Annotated in this window: 10 protein-coding genes and 1 tRNA gene; 8 read left to right on the forward strand and 3 right to left on the reverse strand. The window is 60.9% G+C overall.

The annotated features are described in order from the left end of the window. The first annotated feature begins 40 nt into the window (after nucleotides 1-40). Nucleotides 41-2,218 carry a MurT ligase domain-containing protein gene (locus tag DWY03_RS10205; protein ID WP_231500770.1) on the forward strand — a complete coding sequence of 726 codons (2,178 nt, stop codon included), beginning with the start codon at nucleotides 41-43 and terminating at the stop codon, nucleotides 2,216-2,218. 299 nt (nucleotides 2,219-2,517) lie between these two features. Continuing rightward, nucleotides 2,518-2,594: transfer RNA gene (locus DWY03_RS04020), tRNA-Glu, on the forward strand. A 231-nt stretch (nucleotides 2,595-2,825) separates the two neighbouring features. Here DWY03_RS04020 and DWY03_RS04025 read toward each other — a convergent pair. Then, nucleotides 2,826-4,913, reverse strand: coding sequence for a glutamine synthetase III (locus tag DWY03_RS04025; protein ID WP_117821006.1), 2,088 nt, complete (start codon nucleotides 4,911-4,913; stop codon nucleotides 2,826-2,828). A 427-nt stretch (nucleotides 4,914-5,340) separates the two neighbouring features. Between DWY03_RS04025 and DWY03_RS04030 the strand changes: the two genes are divergently transcribed. The 6 genes from DWY03_RS04030 (at nucleotide 5,341) to DWY03_RS04055 (ending at nucleotide 12,707) form a co-directional block, all read left to right on the forward strand. After that, nucleotides 5,341-6,213 carry a methylenetetrahydrofolate reductase gene (locus tag DWY03_RS04030; protein WP_117821007.1) on the forward strand — a complete coding sequence of 291 codons (873 nt, stop codon included), beginning with the start codon at nucleotides 5,341-5,343 and terminating at the stop codon, nucleotides 6,211-6,213. Further along, on the forward strand, nucleotides 6,213-7,001 hold the full coding sequence (locus tag DWY03_RS04035) for a hypothetical protein (protein WP_117821008.1): 789 nt from the start codon (nucleotides 6,213-6,215) through the stop codon (nucleotides 6,999-7,001). The genes DWY03_RS04030 and DWY03_RS04035 overlap by 1 nt, the downstream gene beginning before the upstream one ends. A 10-nt stretch (nucleotides 7,002-7,011) precedes the next feature. Continuing rightward, the gene (locus tag DWY03_RS04040) at nucleotides 7,012-9,570 is read left to right on the forward strand and encodes a homocysteine S-methyltransferase family protein (protein ID WP_197032785.1); all 2,559 of its coding nucleotides are present in this window, start codon (nucleotides 7,012-7,014) and stop codon (nucleotides 9,568-9,570) included. A gap of 108 nt (nucleotides 9,571-9,678) precedes the next feature. Then, nucleotides 9,679-11,043, forward strand: coding sequence for a PFL family protein (locus DWY03_RS04045; protein ID WP_035136908.1), 1,365 nt, complete (start codon nucleotides 9,679-9,681; stop codon nucleotides 11,041-11,043). Between the two features lie 375 nt (nucleotides 11,044-11,418). Further along, nucleotides 11,419-12,249 carry a methyltransferase domain-containing protein gene (locus DWY03_RS04050; RefSeq protein ID WP_117839995.1) on the forward strand — a complete coding sequence of 277 codons (831 nt, stop codon included), beginning with the start codon at nucleotides 11,419-11,421 and terminating at the stop codon, nucleotides 12,247-12,249. Between the two features lie 158 nt (nucleotides 12,250-12,407). Next, nucleotides 12,408-12,707 carry a YhbY family RNA-binding protein gene (locus DWY03_RS04055; RefSeq protein WP_117839974.1) on the forward strand — a complete coding sequence of 100 codons (300 nt, stop codon included), beginning with the start codon at nucleotides 12,408-12,410 and terminating at the stop codon, nucleotides 12,705-12,707. A gap of 58 nt (nucleotides 12,708-12,765) precedes the next feature. Here the strand turns inward: DWY03_RS04055 and DWY03_RS04060 are convergent, their stop codons facing one another. After that, nucleotides 12,766-15,762, reverse strand: a complete 2,997-nt coding sequence (locus tag DWY03_RS04060; RefSeq protein ID WP_117839975.1) for a BTAD domain-containing putative transcriptional regulator — start codon at nucleotides 15,760-15,762, stop codon at nucleotides 12,766-12,768. A 450-nt stretch (nucleotides 15,763-16,212) separates the two neighbouring features. Beyond that, nucleotides 16,213-16,941, reverse strand: a complete 729-nt coding sequence (gene nagB / locus DWY03_RS04065; protein WP_117839976.1) for a glucosamine-6-phosphate deaminase — start codon at nucleotides 16,939-16,941, stop codon at nucleotides 16,213-16,215. Nucleotides 16,942-17,194 lie beyond the last annotated feature (253 nt).

A 17,194-nucleotide genomic window follows, 5' to 3' on the forward strand; every position in this document is an offset into this window, starting at 1 on the left:
CACTCGACCCGACCATGTCGTTTACGTTAGGAACGGTTTCATGAACCTCCGCTCATCTCTTGCCTGCACCTCGAGCGATATCGCTCGCTGGGGACTGCGCTCCGTCCTTAAGCGCCAGGGCGGCGTACTCCCCGGCCGCATCGCCATGAAGATCGACCCCGAGTTGCTGAGCGACCTCGCGGGCCTTGTCGACCGCAGCGTAGTGATCACCGGCACCAACGGCAAGACCACCACTTCGAACCTGATCGCCGACGCCGTTGCTGCCAGCGGTGCTACCGTGGTATGCAACCGCGCCGGCAACAACATGGAGCCGGGCGTGGTGGGCGCGCTGCTCGAGGCCCGCGGCGGCCTTAAGCACACTGCCAGCGGCAAGCGCGTGGGCGTTTTTGAGTGCGATGAGCTTTACACCGTACGCGTTCTGCCCAAGCTCAAGCCGACGTACTTTGTGCTGCTCAACCTGTTCCGCGACCAGCTAGACCGCTACGGCGAGATCGACCATACCCAAGACGTCATCGCCCATGCGTTGGAGCTCTCTCCGGCAACAACGCTCATCTACAACGCCGACGACCCGCTGTGTGCCGCGATCGCCGCGCGCGTTCCCAATGCAAGCATCGCCTTTGGCATCGACGGCGCCACCAACACCGAGTCCGACCGCATTAGCGACTCACGTTTTTGCTCACAGTGCAACGCACCGTTGGAGTACGACTATGTGCAGTACGGGCAACTTGGCGCCTATCATTGCCCCTCGTGCGGCTGGGCCCGCCCTGGGCTTGTCCGTCGCGTGACGGGCGTGGAGCTCGGCTGCGACGGCTACGGCTTTGACCTGGTCTTTGGATCTGCGCCCGACGCGGCTGCCGTACACATCGCCACGCGCTACAACGGCCTGTACATGGTCTATAACGTTGCCGCCGCCTTCTTTACCGCGCACGAATTGGGCGTGGACGCGGCGCTTCTGCAGCCTACGCTCGATGCCTATGTGCCCGCCGGTGGTCGTATGGGGCGCTGGGATATCGCCGGCCGCACCGTCGAGGCCAACCTGGCCAAGAATCCCGTAGGCTTCGATCGACAAATCCAGTCCATCAAGACGGCCGGCGGCAGACTCTGCGCTTTCTTCCTCAACGACAACGATGCCGACGGCCACGATGTATCGTGGATCTACGACGTCGACTTTGAGCGCATCGCCGACACAACGGGGCTTGTCGCCTTTGCCGGCGGCACACGCGCGCACGATATGCAGGTGCGCCTCAAGTACGCCGGCATCGATGCCACGATCATCTCGAGCGTCGAGCAGGCGATTGGTGCCGTGGCAGACGAGGCTGCCGGCGACACTTTCTACGCCGTCGCCAACTACACGGCCTTTCCACCGCTGGTCAAGGAGCTCGACGGACTTAAAGACACCGATGCGGCTACGGTTGCCGCCCACGCTGCAAAGTGCACCAATGGCAGTGCCGTCCTCGTTGGCGTCGCGCCAGTCGAGCTCTCGCATCCGCTGCGCATCGTCTACCTGTATCCCGATGCCCTCAACCTCTATGGCGACGGCGGCAACGTCATCGCCCTCGAGCGCCGCTGCGCCTGGCGCGGCATCCCCGTTCGCGTGGATGAGGTCCGCATGGGCGAGGTGCTCGATCTGCATGATGCCGATATCGTCATGATGGGCGGCGGATCCGATCGCGACCAGCTAGCCGTGGCACACGAGCTGCTCGCCCAAAAAGACAAGGTCGAAGCCTATGTTGAGGACGGCGGTTCGCTGCTCGCCATCTGCGGCAGCTATCAGCTGCTCGGCCGTTCGTACTATATGGGCGAAAATCGCATCGAGGGCCTGGGCGTCATTGCCGCCGAGACTGTGCGCGGCTCCGACCGCCTGATCGGCAACGTCGCCGTCAAGACCGACCTGGCGCCCGAGCCCTTTGTTGGCTTCGAGAACCACGGCGGCCGCACGCTTTTGGACGCCGATGCCACGCCGCTTGGAACGTCCGTCGTCACGGGCACCGGCAACAACGGCGACGATGGCTTTGAGGGTCTCATCTACAAGGGTGTCATCGGCACGTACCTACACGGACCGGCACTGCCCAAGAACCCCGAGCTCGCCGACTGGCTCATCGCCCACGCCCTCGAGCGCCGTGGCGACGCACAGGCCGCCGCCCTGCTGCCGCTCAAACCCCTCGACGACACCTACGAGCACGCCGCCCACGACGCCGCGATGAAGCTCCTCCCCTAGCACTCCACCACCACAAAGGGGACAGGCACCTTTGTGGTGGTTTTGACCCGTCCCAGCGGTTTGTCTCAATCTGTAACATCTAGACCGTTAAAAGTCGTCTTACTGTTACAGAATGAGATGTTCGTCCCGACGCCTGCCTTTTGTCTCGATCTGTAACACATAGAGCCGATTTATCAGCCCAGATGTTACAGATTGAGATGTTTGAAAATCGGAATAGAGAGCCAGCTCCTATGTGGTGGTTTTCCAGTTTGCCAACGATATACGCGCCGGCAAAAAAGTCTGCTATACTCTTTCCCGCTGTCCCCATCGTCTAGCGGCCAAGGACGCCACCCTTTCAAGGTGGATATCGCGGGTTCGAATCCCGCTGGGGGCACCATTTGCATTTTGTTCGAACCCGCGCGATGTTAAGTCGCGCGGGTTCGTTTTTCATCTTGGCCTGTTTTCGTTTCGGCACATGTGCGCCAAATGTGCGCCAAAACAGGTTACATCTTTTGAGATGCCTCGCACGAAACGCTTGCCCGGCAGCACGTCCATAATAGATCTGAGCAGCAAAAAGGGGGCCTCGCACAGGCGAGACCCCCTTCGCGCGCAAAATCAAACGTGTCTGTTACACGTAGAACAGGATGTCGTCGTAGGTCGGGACCGGCCAGTAGTCGGCGGCCACGATCTCCTCCATAGCGTCCACGGCGGCACGCAGCGCATCCATAGCGGGAACGACCTCGTGCGCGTACACGTTGGCCTGCTCCTGGCCATCGAGGGCCTCGGCCTTCTGATGCACGGCGTCGAGCGCCTTGATGGAGTCGTTGATGGTAGTGATGCCGTTGCAGAGCTTATTGAGCGTGTTCTGCTCACACTGCATGGCGGCCTCGGCGCCGGCGGCACGGATAGCCTCAAGGCCCTTAGCGACCTTGGTGGCATAGGCGGTAATGACCGGGCGATAGGTACGGCGTGCCTCGCGAACCATCGTGGTGGCCTCGATGTTCATGAGCTTGTTGTACTTCTCGAGCTTGCAGTCGTAGCGGCACTGAGCCTCGGCCTTGGTCAGGACACCCGTCTCCTCAAAGAGCGCAATGGCCTTATCGGAAACAAAGGCGGGCAGGGCATCGGCCGTGGTCTTGTTGTTGGCAAGGCCGCGCTTCTCGGCCTCAACGGGCCACTCATCGGAGTAGCCGTCGCCAGAGAACAGGATGCGCTGGTGATCGGTCAGGACCTTCTTGCAGTACTCGAGCGCGGCGTCCTGGAACTTATCCTCGGGCGTGCCCTCAAGCGCGTCGGCGAAGGACTTGAGCGACTTGGCCACGGCGGCATCGAGCACCAGGTTGGAGTCGGAGACGTTCTGCTCGGAGCCGCAGGCACGGAACTCGAACTTGTTGCCGGTGAAGGCAAACGGGGAGGTGCGGTTGCGATCGGTGTTGTCCTGCATCAGCTTGGGCAGGGTATCGGCGCCCAGGTCGAGCACGCCGCGCGTGGCACGGACGGAAGCCTTGCCATCGATGATCTTCTCGACAACCTCGGTAAGCTGGTCACCCAGGAAGATGGACATAATCGCCGGAGGAGCCTCGTTGGCGCCCAGACGATGGTCATTGCCGGCCGAGGCAACAGAGGCACGCAGGAGCTCCTGATAGTTATCGACGGCCTCGATCACCGCGGTGAGGAAGACGATGAACTGCAGGTTGTCGAGCGGGGTGTCACCCGGATCGAGCAGATTCTCGGACTCGGTGCCGAGCGACCAGTTGTTGTGCTTGCCCGAACCGTTGATGCCCTCGAAGGGCTTCTCGTGCAGCAGGCAGACCAAGTCGTGGCGGGAGGCGATGAGCTTCATCTTCTCCATCATGACCAGATTCTGGTCGATGGCCTCGTTGACCTCGCCATAGACCGGTGCGAGCTCATGCTGGCAGGGAGCAACCTCGTTGTGCTTGGTCTTGGCGGGAATGCCGAGCGCCCACAGCTCGTCGTCCAGATCCTTCATATAGGCCGAGACGGTGGGACGGATTGCGCCAAAGTAGTGTTCCTCGAGCTCCTGGCCCTTGCAGGGAGCGGCGCCAAAGAGCGTGCGGCCGGTGATGACCAGGTCCTTGCGCTTGCGGTAGGCGTCCTTCTTGATCAGGAAGTACTCCTGCTCGTCGCCCACGGAAGGAACGACCTTCTTTGGCGTCTTGCCGAACAGCGCCAAAACGCGCTTGGACTCACGCGAGAGCGCGGTCATGGAGCGCAGCAGCGGGGTCTTCTTGTCCAGGGCCTCACCCGTGTAGGAGCAGAAAGCCGTGGGGATGCACAGGACATCGTCCTTGATAAAGGCAGGGCTAGTGGGATCCCAGGCGGTGTAGCCACGGGCCTCGAAGGTGGCGCGAAGGCCGCCGTTGGGGAAGCTGGAGGCGTCCGGCTCGCCCTGGATGAGGTTCTTGCCCGTAAACTTGGTGATGGCGGTGCCGTCGTGGTTAGGCTCGAGGAAGCTGTCGTGCTTCTCGGAAGTGATGCCCGAAAGCGGCTGGAACCAGTGCGCGTAGTGCGTGGCGCCCTTGGAGATGGCCCATACCTTCATGGCGTGAGCGACGGCGTTGGCCACATCCAGGTCGAGGGGTTCACCGTCCTCGAGGGTTGCAGCAAGGCGCTTCCAAATGTCCTTGGGGAGGTAGTCCTTCATGACTTCCTCAGAGAACACCATGGTCCCGAAGCGGTCAGTAAGTTCGGCCATACGGAACTCCCTTCGTATCGGCACCGCGTGAGAAGCGGTGTTGATTACTAACGAACGAGCCATAGATTAGGCTCGTCGTGTTTCCGCAACATTACCGTTATGTTGCTGTCACGAAACCAATCAATGAGGTTACCGCATCGCGGCGGCGTTGCCGCCCTCAACAGCCAATCAACTGTATAAATTGCAGACCTCTCCCCATGGTTTAAGGGTAGTCAATTTGGGATGGGGCTCAATTAACTGGTATTTCGCATCAGATACCAGTCTTTATAGCCCGTGTCAAAATGAGCCGCTCTGCTATAGGAAATGCCGATAGCAAGGCATCTTTGATTGGTATCCCCCAAATAGTGAGTGAAACTCCACCGTGGCACAGTGGTGCTGTAGAATCCTTACAACACATCACACTATTACGTATCTAGAGGAGCACGATATGCGCGTCGACGAGGTTTTTAAGCAGGCAGCATCCCAGGGCACTGCACCCGTTTCGTTTGAGATGTTCCCGCCCAAGGGCGAGCTTACCCTCGACACGGCTCACGAAGTGGCAGGCAATCTGTGCAAGCTTTCGCCGAGCTTTGTCTCGGTCACCTGCTCGGCTGGCGGCTCGGGCAACGGCGCCACCACCGCCCCCATCGCGCATATGATTACGAGCGAATTCGATACGCCCTCGGTGGCGCACCTCACCTGTGTGGGCCGTACCCACGCCGATATCGCCGCCAAGATCGATGAGTACCGCACCGCCGGCGTGGAAAACATCCTGGCCCTGCGTGGCGATCTCCCTGCCGGCGCGACCGAGGACGACAAGCCCGCCTCCGACTACGCCTACGCCCGCGACCTCATCCCCGAGCTCGTCGACGCCGGCTTTTGCGTGGGTGCCGCAGCCTACCCCGAGGGCCACATTGCCTGCGAGGATCTCAACCTCTCGGTCGAACACCTCAAGCAAAAACAGGACGCCGGCGCGAGCTTCTTTGTGACGCAGCTCTTCTTTGATAACGAGTGCTTCTATCGTTTTCGCGAGCTTGCCGACAAGGCCGGCATCACCGTGCCCATTACCGCAGGTATCATGCCGTTTATGGGCAAGTCGCAGATCAGCCGCATGGTCTTTATGTGCGGCGCGTCACTGCCCTCCCCCGTCATCAAGATTCTCGCCAAGTACGAGAACGACCCCGAGAGCCTGCAGGCAGCCGGTGTAGATTATGCCGCCCGTCAGCTTTGCGACCTCAAGGAGCACGGCGCCGACGGTCTGCACCTGTACACTATGAATCGTCCTGCAATCGCCGCGACCATTATGGAGCGCCTGGGGTAATGGAAAAACCGCACATCGATACAACCGCTGTCGAAGTGCCGGCTGACCTTGCGTCGCCGGCGCTCTACCGTATCGATGATGCCCACCATCCCCGCGTCGACCGTGCCGAAATGTTGCGCTATCTGGGCTACGGCGGTCAGCAGATTGAGCCCGAGCTGTCGCAGCGTATTGAGCTTGTCGTTGAGCGTCTGGAACTGGACATTGAGCCCCGTGGCGTGCGCCGCGCATTTGCCATCGATGCCATGGGCGTGGACGAGCAGGGAGAGCCTTGCATTCGCTTGGTCGGCACCAACGTTGAGCTGCGTGGTCGCGATATCTATCGCCATCTCAAAGACGCCCGCTTTGCCGCGCTCATGGCATGCACACTCGGCATGGACGCAGAGCGTCGTCTGCGCACCACAGGAGCCCAGCAGCCCCTGGAGGGAGCCGTGCTCGACGCCGCATGCTCCGCCTATGTAGAAGCCGCCGTCGAGCAGATGGACCAGCAGGTCAAGGCTGCGGCCGCCGCACACGGACTCGCCGGTAACTGGCGCTTCAGTCCCGGCTACGGCGACTGTCCGCTTACGGCCCAGCGCTCAATCGTGGCTGCACTCAACGCCACGCGACTCATCGGGCTTACCGTCACACCCACCAGCCTGCTCATGCCCACCAAGAGCGTGACCGCGGTGATCGGTCTGTTCGACGGCGAGGTCCACGACGCCCAGAGCCGCCCCACCTGCAATATCTGCCGCATGCGCGAGCACTGTCGCTTCCGCGCCGCCCACACCACCTGCTATTCCAGCCATTAGGAGCTCATCGATGTTTACTCCGCTTATCACTCACGATCTGGACGGCGCCGCGCTGGCGGCGCCCGTTGATGCCGCACGCCGCAATGGCGCTGCATACAAGACGCGCACGATCGACGACCTTCGCGTTAAGGACGATCGCCTGCGCGCCGCCATCGAGGGCACGGGACACCTGCTGTTCGACGGCGGCATGGGCACCATGCTGCAGGCGGCCGGCATGAAGGCCGGCGCTCTGCCCGAGCTGCTCAACTTTGAGGAGCCCCAGGTCATTACCGACATTCAGCGACAGTACGTCGAGGCCGGCTGCGACGTGATCACCGCCAACACCTTTGGCGCCAACGCCCACAAGCTCGATGGCGCCGCTACCGTGGCAGATGTCTTTGCCGCCGCTGCCGCCTGTGCCCGCGCGGCCGGTGCCCATTACGTCGCCGGCGACATCGGCCCCATCGGTGCGCTGCTTCGCCCCCTGGGCACCCTCAGCTTCGACGAGGCCTATGACCTCTTTGCCGAGGAAGTGCGCGCCGGCGTCAATGCGGGCGTGGACCTCTTTATTATCGAAACCATGACCGACCTGGCCGAGATCAAGGCGGCCGTCCTCGCCTGCCGCGAGAACTCCGATCTGCCCGTCTTTGCCACCATGACCTTTGAGGAAGACGGTCGCACCTTCCTGGGCACGAGTCCCGAGGTTGCCGCCATCACGCTCGATGCCATCGGCGCCGACGTTTTGGGCATCAACTGCAGCCAGGGACCGGCCGAGCTCCGAGGACTCGCCGCTCGCATGCTCACCGTTACGGACAAGCCCGTTATGGTGCAGGCCAACGCAGGACTGCCCCACGTGGACGACGACGGCAACACCGTCTTTGATATCCAGGCGCCCGAGTACGCCGTGGCCGTCGCCGGTATGATTGAGGACGGCGTAAGCGTCGTGGGCGGCTGCTGCGGCACCACGCCGGCGCACATGGCGGCCCTACGCACGCTTATTGACAACCACACGCCCAGCCCACGCCATCGCAAGCCCAGTATGTCGGTCACGAGCGCCCAGACGGTCGTGGACCTTCCCTGCGACGGCCATAAGATTGCCGTCATCGGCGAGCGCATCAACCCCACCGGCAAAAAGCGCCTGCAGCAGGCCCTGCGCGACGGCGACCTGGACTACGTCGTGAGCCAGGGCATCAGCCAGCAGGAACAGGGCGCCGACATCCTGGACGTCAACGTGGGCCTGCCCGAGATCGACGAGGTCAAGATCATCCAACAGGCGACCGAACAGCTCCAGGGCTCCACGCTGTTGCCGTTGCAGATTGACTCCACCGACCCCGCAGCCGTCGAGGCCGCCGTGCGCCGCTACGCTGGCAAGCCCATCATCAACTCGGTCAATGGCAAGCAAAAGATCATGGATGAGATCTTTCCGCTGGTCGCCCACTACGGCACCAACGTTGTCGGCCTTACGCTCGACGAAGGCGGCATCCCCGATACCGCCGAGGCCCGCTTTGCCATCGCCGAACGCATCGTGGCCGAGGCCGCCCGCTACGGCATCGGCCCGGACCGTATCCTCATCGACTGCCTGGTCATGACCGCCTCGACCAATCAACGCCAGGCCGAGCAGATCCTACGCGCCATGTCCCTGTGCAAGGAGCGTCTGGGCGTCAAATGCGCGCTCGGCGTATCGAACATCAGCTTTGGCCTGCCTGCCCGCCCGCTGCTGGGCTCAGTCTTTTTGGCTGCCGCTTTTGGCGCGGGCCTGGACGCCCCCATCATGAACCCGGGCTCCAAGCGCTTTATGGATACCGTCTACAGCTATCGCGTCCTGAGCGTTGAGGACGAGGGCTCGACCGGATACATCGAGCGCTACGCCGGCTGGACCGATCCGTACAAGATTGCCGCAAACCCGGCAGCAGCTCAGGCCGCATCGACCGACACCGTGCCCGCTGCTGGCACCGCCGGCACCGACGGCAACGACGACCCGATTCGTCGCATGGTCGTCTCGGGCCGCAAAGGCGAGATCGCTGCCGAGACCGAGCGCCTGCTGGCAGACCACGACGCCATGGACCTCATCAACAATCACTTTATCCCCGCCCTCGACGAGGTTGGCGTCCTCTTTGACCAGGGTAAGTTCTTCTTGCCGCAGCTCATGGCCTCGGCCGAGGCCGCGCGCGTGGGCTTCGACACCATCAAGCGCCTGATGCCCGCCGGCGAGATTGCCGACAAGGGCAAAATCTGCGTGGCCACCGTCAAGGGCGACATCCACGACATCGGTAAGAACATCGTCAAGATGCTGCTCGATAACTACGGCTATACCGTCTTTGACCTAGGCCGCGACGTCGACCCGCAAGAGGTGCTCAAGACTGTACAGGAGCGCGACATCAAGCTCGTTGGCCTCTCGGCGCTTATGACTACCACCGTCGTCGCCATGGAAGAGACCATCAAGTTGCTCCATGCCGAGGTTCCGGGCGTCAAGATCATCGTGGGCGGCGCCGTACTCACCCCCGAATACGCCAAGCAGATCGGTGCGGACTACTACGCCAAGGACGCCGCCGAGAGCGCTCGTATCGCCGAAGAGGTCTTTGGGAAGTAACACAACGGAAACAACCGAGCACCAAAACGTGCCGCACGCGCCACTTGGCACGGGCGGCACGTTAGAATAGATAAGACTATGCTCGTTTTGGCAGATAGGAGCGCAAGGATGGCGATCACGCCCGCAGAAATCGCGGAAACCCGCGGCATGGTTGAGGAACAGAACCTCGACATCAGGACCATCACCATGGGTGTTTCGCTCATGGGTTGCGGTGACGAGAACCTCGACCGCATGTGCACGAAGATCTACGACCACGTGACGCACACGGCTGAGCATCTGGTCGAGACCGCCGAGAACCTCGAGCGCGAGTACGGTATCCCCATCGTCAACAAGCGCGTTTCCGTCACCCCGGTGGCGCAGATCGCCGCGTGCTGCAAGGATGAGGACCTCACCCCCATCGCGCATGCCCTCGACCGCGCGGCCGAGACGCTCGGCATCGATTACCTGGGCGGCTTCTCCGCACTCGTCCAGAAGGGCATCGGCGACGCCGACCGCCGCGTCATCCAGTCCATCCCCCAGGCGCTCGCCACCACGAGCCGCGTCTGCTCCAGCGTCAACGTCGCCAGCCTGCGCGCCGGCATCAATATGGACGCCGTGCTTATGGCCGCCCAGACCATCATCGATGCCGCTAAACTCACGGCCGACCAGGATTCCGTCGGCGCTTCCAAGTTTGTCTGCTTTGCCAACATGGTCGAGGACTCCCCGTTTATGGCGGGCGCCGTCCACGGCGGTGGCGAGGCCGACGCCGTCATCAACGTAGGCGTCTCGGGCCCCGGCGTTATGGCCGCAGCCCTGGAGACGCTGCCCGACTCTGCATCGATGATGGAAGTCGCCGAGAAGATTAAGCAGACCGCCTTTAAGATCACCCGTGCCGGCGAGCTCATGAGCCGCGAGGCCGCCCATCGCCTGGGTGTCGAGAAGGGCATTGTCGACCTGTCGCTGGCTCCCACGCCCGCCATCGGCGACTCCGTCGCTCGCATCCTCGAGATCATCGGCGTGGGCACCTGCGGTGGTCCCGGCACGACCTGCGCGCTCGCCATGCTCAACGATGCCGTCAAGAAGGGCGGCGTCATGGCCAGCTCCAGCGTGGGCGGTCTCTCGGGTGCTTTTATCCCCGTGTCAGAGGACGCCGGCATGATCGCCGCCGTCGAAGCCGGCGCGCTTTCGCTCGAGAAGCTCGAGGCCATGACCTGCGTGTGCTCCGTTGGCCTGGACATGATCGCCATCCCCGGCGACACCCCGGTCGAGACCATCGCCGGCATCATCGCCGATGAGATGGCCATCGGCGTCATCAACAACAAGACCACGGCCGTCCGCGTGATTCCCGCTATCGGCAAGGGCGTGGGCGACTGCGTTGAGTACGGCGGTCTGTTCGGCCGTGCGCCCATCATGCCGGTGAACCCCAACGCCGGCACCGTGCTCGCCCACCGTGGCGGACGCTTCCCGGCGCCGCTGAACTCGCTCAAGAACTAGCTGAGGGGGACTGGCGAGGAGCCCCGGGGAGGGCAAATATATAAGGTCGCCTGCTCGGACAGTCCTGACTCGCACGGAGAGCACATTAAGTGCTCTCCGGCTCGTGCGGAACTCGCGATCGACCTTATATATTTGCCCTCCCCGGGGCTCCCGCACAACGGGACCTCAGTTGGGTTCTGTCCCGGTTGCAGTTGCTTCGCTCCTGCACCACTTGGCTGGTACGGCGGTTTGGCATTGGAACGGTTCTTTTTCTGATATATGCTGGTTGCGGCTCTTCTTTTGGGAGGGGCCGCTTTTTTGTTGTGAGGGGGATGGCCCGTGGCTGATGGTGTAATTCAATCTGAGCTACTTTCTGCGGATTGGAATGACGAATGGATGCGCTTGCAAGCTGGTCGGCATCGGGCTGATGATCCTTTTGAGTGGGATAAGCGGGCTCGGCATTTTCGGCCATTGGAGACTGCCCCGTATGCTCGGGATTTTATAAAACTGCTGGCGCTTGAGCCTGGTGAGTCGGTGCTCGATATGGGGTGTGGGGCTGGGTCGATTGCTATTCCGCTTGCTCAGGCTGGGCATCCTGTGATTGCAGCCGACTTCTCCCCCGCTATGTTGGGCACCCTTGATGCCGGTATTGAGTATTACGGGCTCGAGGATCTTATTACACCGCTTGAGCTTGCTTGGGATGACGATTGGGATCTGGTTGGGCCGGTTACCAAGGCTGTAGATGTTGCCTTTGCGAGTCGCTCGGTTACTACGAACGACCTGAAGGGGGCACTTGTCAAGCTTGACCGCACGGCTCGTCGGCGTTGTGCTGTCACGATGGTCGCCAACTCCAGCCCGCGCTATGACCCGCACCTGATGAACGCCATCGGCGCCTCGGTTACCCGCAGCAACGGATTTGTATATGCCTTTAACATCCTTATTCAGATGGGCGCACTGCCGCAGGTCACGTATTTTGAATCGCCCCGCCGCGACACCTTCGATAGTCTTGAGGCGGGCGTGGCGGACTTTTCTCGCATGCTCGAGCATGGCAACGAGGATAAGATTGACCGCCTGCGCGACTATATCGCCCACCATATGATCGAGAACCCCCATGCCGGCGAGCCGGGATCCAAGGGCGTACCGCAGGGACGTTACATGCTCGACCACATCCGCAAAGTCCGATGGGCGTTTATCGCCTGGGAACCGGTCTCCGTACCCCGCCCGTAGCCCATCTAAAGCTTGCATCGTCTTCCCGCCCGGCATCCGCATTCTTTGCGAACTGGGTAAACGCGCTCCACACCACGCCGTTCCTGCGCTATCGTGGGACAGCTCACGTAGATTAAGGCCCCATTGCGGGGCGCCCCATACATAGAAAGCGAGAACCCATGGCACTGACAGGAGCCCAGGTCAAGCAGCTTCGCAGCATGGCCCATCACCTCAACCCCGCCATCATCATCGGTAAGTCCGATGTCAACGAGGGCACCGTCGAGCAGACGGTCGCCTACCTGGAGAAGCACGAGCTCGTTAAGTGCTCCGTGCTGGACGGCTCCAGCCTTTCTGCCCGCGAGGCCGCCGAGGAGCTCGCCGAGCGCTGCCACGCCGACGTCGTTCAGGTTATCGGCCGCAAGTTCTCGCTGTATCGCGAGTCCTCGCGCAAGGATATCGAGAAGATCAAGCTCGTCTAAAACCGACTGGCCATACCGAGTAGCCTGCGGGCGTCCGAGTGATTCGGGCGCCCGTTTTTTATCGCTCGACAAGCACGCGCCTGAGCCTGCCTTCGACCAGGCGCTCATACAGGCGCCTTGTCTCGGGCTCGGGCACGCCTTGAACCTGCTCTCGCAGGTGGTGCATGTGGCCGCTGTATAGCTCGACAACATCGCGGCGTCGTCCCGCCGCACCGTAAACGCGCATGGCACAGCGAACCATGTCCTCGCGCGCAGTCTCTTGGCGAAGCCCCGATTCAACGAGCCAAATTGCCGATTGCAGGTCATTTTCCTCGAGAGCGGCATTCGCTCCCCTAATCATGCAGTCGATGTACTTGGATTGCATAATGTGGCGCATGCGCGTAAAAAACGTGGGATTGCAACCGGTGGGAACATACAGCGGCCCCGCGTAGAGCTGCTCAACCTTAAGACAAAGCTCAACCAGGTGAGGGCCTCTCGCGCCCATACGGTTTCCCAGGATCTCGCGGCTCAGCTGGTCAAAGAGCCTTACATCGGTCTTAACGTAGTCGCCGTTGAGCCCTATGCACTCGTTTTGGATGAGCACGCACGACTTGCCATCCGGCGTTGGACCCAAAGCCGAGCGCAAGCGCGATACCGTCGAATACAGATTGTTGCGCGCGGCGCTAAACTCGGCATGGGGCCACAACTCCATGGCGATTGTCTCGCGGTCGACCATGGCATCCATGCCCAACGCGAGCCGCTCGGCAAGTGTTGCCGCCTTTTTGCGACGCCACATCTTATCCGTGATGGGAAAGCCGTCGCGCTCGGCGCGAAATGTGCCAAACATGCGCATCTCAATATGGCCGATCGTATCGACAGCCTCAACCTCGCCCGCCTGGAACAGGTGCTCGCTTTCGCCCTCAAAATCATCGCGTAGTGAATACCGCGACAGCTCACGCACCGGAAGCTTCTTGCGAATCCTGACGGCAGGCTCGCCCAGACAGTGCATCGCAAGACGCGCAAATAGCCGATACGATGGGTCTAAAATCCCCGAGCGATTCATAGACATCCAGGCGGCAAGATCGCTATCGCGGCCCGCAGCGGCCAGGTGCAGCGCCACGATCCAGGCTTCTGAGCCACCGACCTGCGTCTTGCTAATGTCGAGCAGCTCCGCCTCTTCGCGAACCGATACCAGCGACGTATTGCGCAGGTACGCCACGCGCTCCAGCAGCAACGCGTTTTCGCGCATGTACGCAATCGATTCGTCGGCGAGCTTGAGTACCTGAACCGCGCGAAACTTCGCGTTGACCGGCCGCCCCTCCGCCAGCGATTGCCAACCCTCCAGCAATAACCCAAACAGCTGAATTTGATTGTCACGAACACGCACCGCAAAGCGGTCGAGCTCGCCAAACGCCACATCGTCGGTCACGGGCAAGCCCGCGAGCAGGCGCCGCGCCGCGAGCACCATACGCAGCCAAATGGATGGCGCCTTAAGCCCGCGGATATCGAGCGCCTCGAGTATCTGCGCCATCTTGTCATCGCGCTCGTCGGGTTTAGCAAACGAGCCGTCGAACAGCTCCACCAGCATATGGTCGGCCTGTATGAGAATCCCCGCGATGTCGAGCTCGCAATCATAAGCTTTGCACGCCTTGAGCTTCGCGAGAACATTGCCGTCTTCCGCTCGCTCGGTTAGGTGGCGCTTGACCTCGATATGCGCGGACAGCATGTCGAGCACCTCGCAGGATGTCTGTTCTTGCACAACAGGGTTGGCGGGAAGCCCCAGATCATTGTCGCCATAAAAGGCGATGGTGAGCGCCTGGGCTATTTTCCAGGTAGCGGGATCGATCTCGTGCGCCGCCTGGTCACCCGCACGTTCGATAACGGACGCCATATACCTTGCTAGCTTTGTATTGCACACGCTGACAGCCGCCAGATACACGCCGAGTGCCTCGGCGGGTGCCGGCTCTTGCTCCTGCTTTTCCGCATTGATCATCGCCGACGCCGCACGGCAAATGTCCCCTCCGTGCCCGGTCAGGGCAAGATCGGCCCCATACTGCCCGGCAAGTTCCAATACCACATGGCGGTCCAAGAACGCGTCGGCCAGGTCCATAGCCAAATCGCATCGGCCCGCCTTGATCAAAATGCGAGCAGCCCGCGATACAAGTTCGGGACGGATCTCGGCAACAAGCTTTCGCAGCCTCAGGCGCGCGTTGTCCTTAGCGCCCAAACACCTAAAGGTGCGATCAGACGGATCCACGCCAAAAATCGGATAATCGCGCACAAAGATGGACTGGTCGACCATCGAAAGCCTCACGCCGCACGCCTCTAGCTCCGCAATGCGGCCCTCGCCCATCAGTACCATCAAACAGGCAACGGTAAACAACAGGTTGTTCTCGAGCGATGCGAGATCGGCCAGCGCCGCACCGTACACGTTGACGATTTCGTTCTCGAGCAACCCGGCAACATCGCCCTGTCCATACATTCCCGTCTGCAAGGCAGATACCAGCTCGGGTACGCCCTGTGTGAGCCGATAGAAATCAAGCGATGTGCTGATTGAGAACGCCGTGGCCCATGACGAATACTCATAGGCGTGCACCTTGAGCATCTGCGCATTGACTTTTACAGAATCGCCCAGCCCGTGGATAAGCAATCGGTTGGAGGGGCGGCAGGCAATAAAGACCCCCGTCCCCGTAGCACGTAAGCTGCGGATTCGATCGATGAGGTCCTCGGTTTCGTGCTGCTCGAGATTGGGCACGTTGTCGATCGCAACGAGCGAATGAGGTTTGTCCTTAAGCTCATCGGCGACAACCTCGAGCTGCATAAAGAGCTCGCGTCCAATCGCGCGGTCGGCCTCGATAATCCGAACCGGCCCTCGCGTGGGGTCCGATTTAACCTCCTGCACGTATTGCAGCAACACCGACGTCTTACCAAACCCATCGGGCGCGTAGAGCAAAACAATTCCCGCCTTGCGCCCTTTAACGATGAGCTCGTTCATCAAGCGATCGCGCCGCACCATATAGCCGCCGCCCGTCGGCATCAACTCGAGGTCGTCCGTATTGCCCAAATCGTTTACCATGCTTGCTCCTCAACTCGACCATATGGACACCGTAGCTGCAGGACCATATGAGCCGCCCCGTGAATAGCGCGACTTAGAGTTTTTAATTGTCTGCCGGTACGTGTTTGGCAAGTTTTTGTACAGCGAGGCCCGATGGTAACTTATCCCCCGACCAATAGGTCTTTGCGCAGGTCAATGCGCTTGCCAGCATGTCCCATCCCATTTGCAGTGTAGCGCAGTCGGCTATTTTTATTTGAGTTGCGCAACTCGCCTACTCCTCGCTACCGCCTGCGACTCTATGGTGGCAAATGTGCATAGAATCTGCTATAGAATGAATCACAAAAATTTAAAACCCTTCAGTCAAGCACGCGGCAAGGTTTCCGTCATGTATACGCCACGGCGTATGTCCACTAAAAAGGCCCCCGCAAAGCGAGGGCCTTTTGGAAAGCTATGCAAGATCGCTTGGTCGCGTTACTCGCAGAGCGAAAGAGCGGCCTCGTCAGCAACGACGACGCAGTTGGTGTGCAGTTGCAGGATCGAAGCCGGGCACTTGGGCGTAACTGGACCATAGCACATATCGTGCACGGCCTGAGCCTTGGCCTCGCCGTTGGCGACAACCAGGATCATGCGGGCATACATGATGGTCTGGGTGCCCATGGTGTAAGCCTGACGGGGCACATCATCGATGCTGTCGAACAGGCGGCTGTTAGCCTGAATGGTGCTCTCGGTCAGGTCGACGCAGTGCGTACCCTTGGAGAAGTGGTCATCGGGCTCGTTGAAGCCAATATGACCGTTATTACCAATGCCGAGCAGCTGCAGATCCGGGTAACCGGCGGCAGCGACGATCTTGTCGTACTCGGAGCAGGCAGCAGCGGCATCGGGGTTGGAGCCATCGGGCACGTGCGTGTTGTTCAGATCGATATTGATGTGATCGAAGAAGTTCTCGCGCATAAAGTAGTGATAGCTCTGGGGATCGTCGTGCGAAAGACCACGATACTCGTCCAGGTTATAAGTGCTGACCTCGGCGAAGTCGACGTCGCCCTTCTCGTACCAAGCGGCGAGCTGCTTGTAAGCGCCAATCGGGGTGGAGCCGGTGGCAAGACCCAGCACGCAATCGGGCTTGAGGATAACCTGGGCCGAGATGATATTAGCGGCCTTGCGGCTCATATCCTCGTAGTCTTTAGCTTTAATGATTTTCATTACGCGTCCTTTCTCGTACAAGAGAGGCAAGGCTCCCCTTACAAGCACTTGCCCGCGGCCCGCGTCGGCCGCAACCAACGTGTGCGGCCACCAGGGCGAGGTCGCGTAATATATGTGTCTCGTGTCTAACCGCGTCGAGGCCCCTGCCCGTCCACGGTGACCCAAAGCTGTTTAGCTTCGGACAATCCCATCTTGCCACGGAGGGCGCCCTCTTTCAAGGGCGCCCTCCGTAAACGTGATTGAATTGTAGGCT

The organism is Collinsella sp. AF23-2, assembly GCF_003459245.1.
Taxonomy (GTDB): Bacteria; Actinomycetota; Coriobacteriia; order Coriobacteriales; family Coriobacteriaceae; genus Collinsella.

What these genes read in the sequence shown, in the direction of transcription:
- DWY03_RS04045 (WP_035136908.1), top strand. Translation starts at nt 9,679, where the DNA reads ATGGCGATCACGCCCGCAGAAATCGCGGAAACCCGCGGCATGGTTGAG.
- DWY03_RS04060 (WP_117839975.1), bottom strand. Translation starts at nt 15,762, where the DNA reads ATGGTAAACGATTTGGGCAATACGGACGACCTCGAGTTGATGCCGACG.
- DWY03_RS04055 (WP_117839974.1), top strand. Translation starts at nt 12,408, where the DNA reads ATGGCACTGACAGGAGCCCAGGTCAAGCAGCTTCGCAGCATGGCCCAT.
- DWY03_RS04035 (WP_117821008.1), top strand. Translation starts at nt 6,213, where the DNA reads ATGGAAAAACCGCACATCGATACAACCGCTGTCGAAGTGCCGGCTGAC.
- nagB (WP_117839976.1), bottom strand. Translation starts at nt 16,941, where the DNA reads ATGAAAATCATTAAAGCTAAAGACTACGAGGATATGAGCCGCAAGGCC.
- DWY03_RS04040 (WP_197032785.1), top strand. Translation starts at nt 7,012, where the DNA reads ATGTTTACTCCGCTTATCACTCACGATCTGGACGGCGCCGCGCTGGCG.
- DWY03_RS04025 (WP_117821006.1), bottom strand. Translation starts at nt 4,913, where the DNA reads ATGGCCGAACTTACTGACCGCTTCGGGACCATGGTGTTCTCTGAGGAA.
- DWY03_RS04050 (WP_117839995.1), top strand. Translation starts at nt 11,419, where the DNA reads ATGCGCTTGCAAGCTGGTCGGCATCGGGCTGATGATCCTTTTGAGTGG.
- DWY03_RS04030 (WP_117821007.1), top strand. Translation starts at nt 5,341, where the DNA reads ATGCGCGTCGACGAGGTTTTTAAGCAGGCAGCATCCCAGGGCACTGCA.
- DWY03_RS10205 (WP_231500770.1), top strand. Translation starts at nt 41, where the DNA reads ATGAACCTCCGCTCATCTCTTGCCTGCACCTCGAGCGATATCGCTCGC.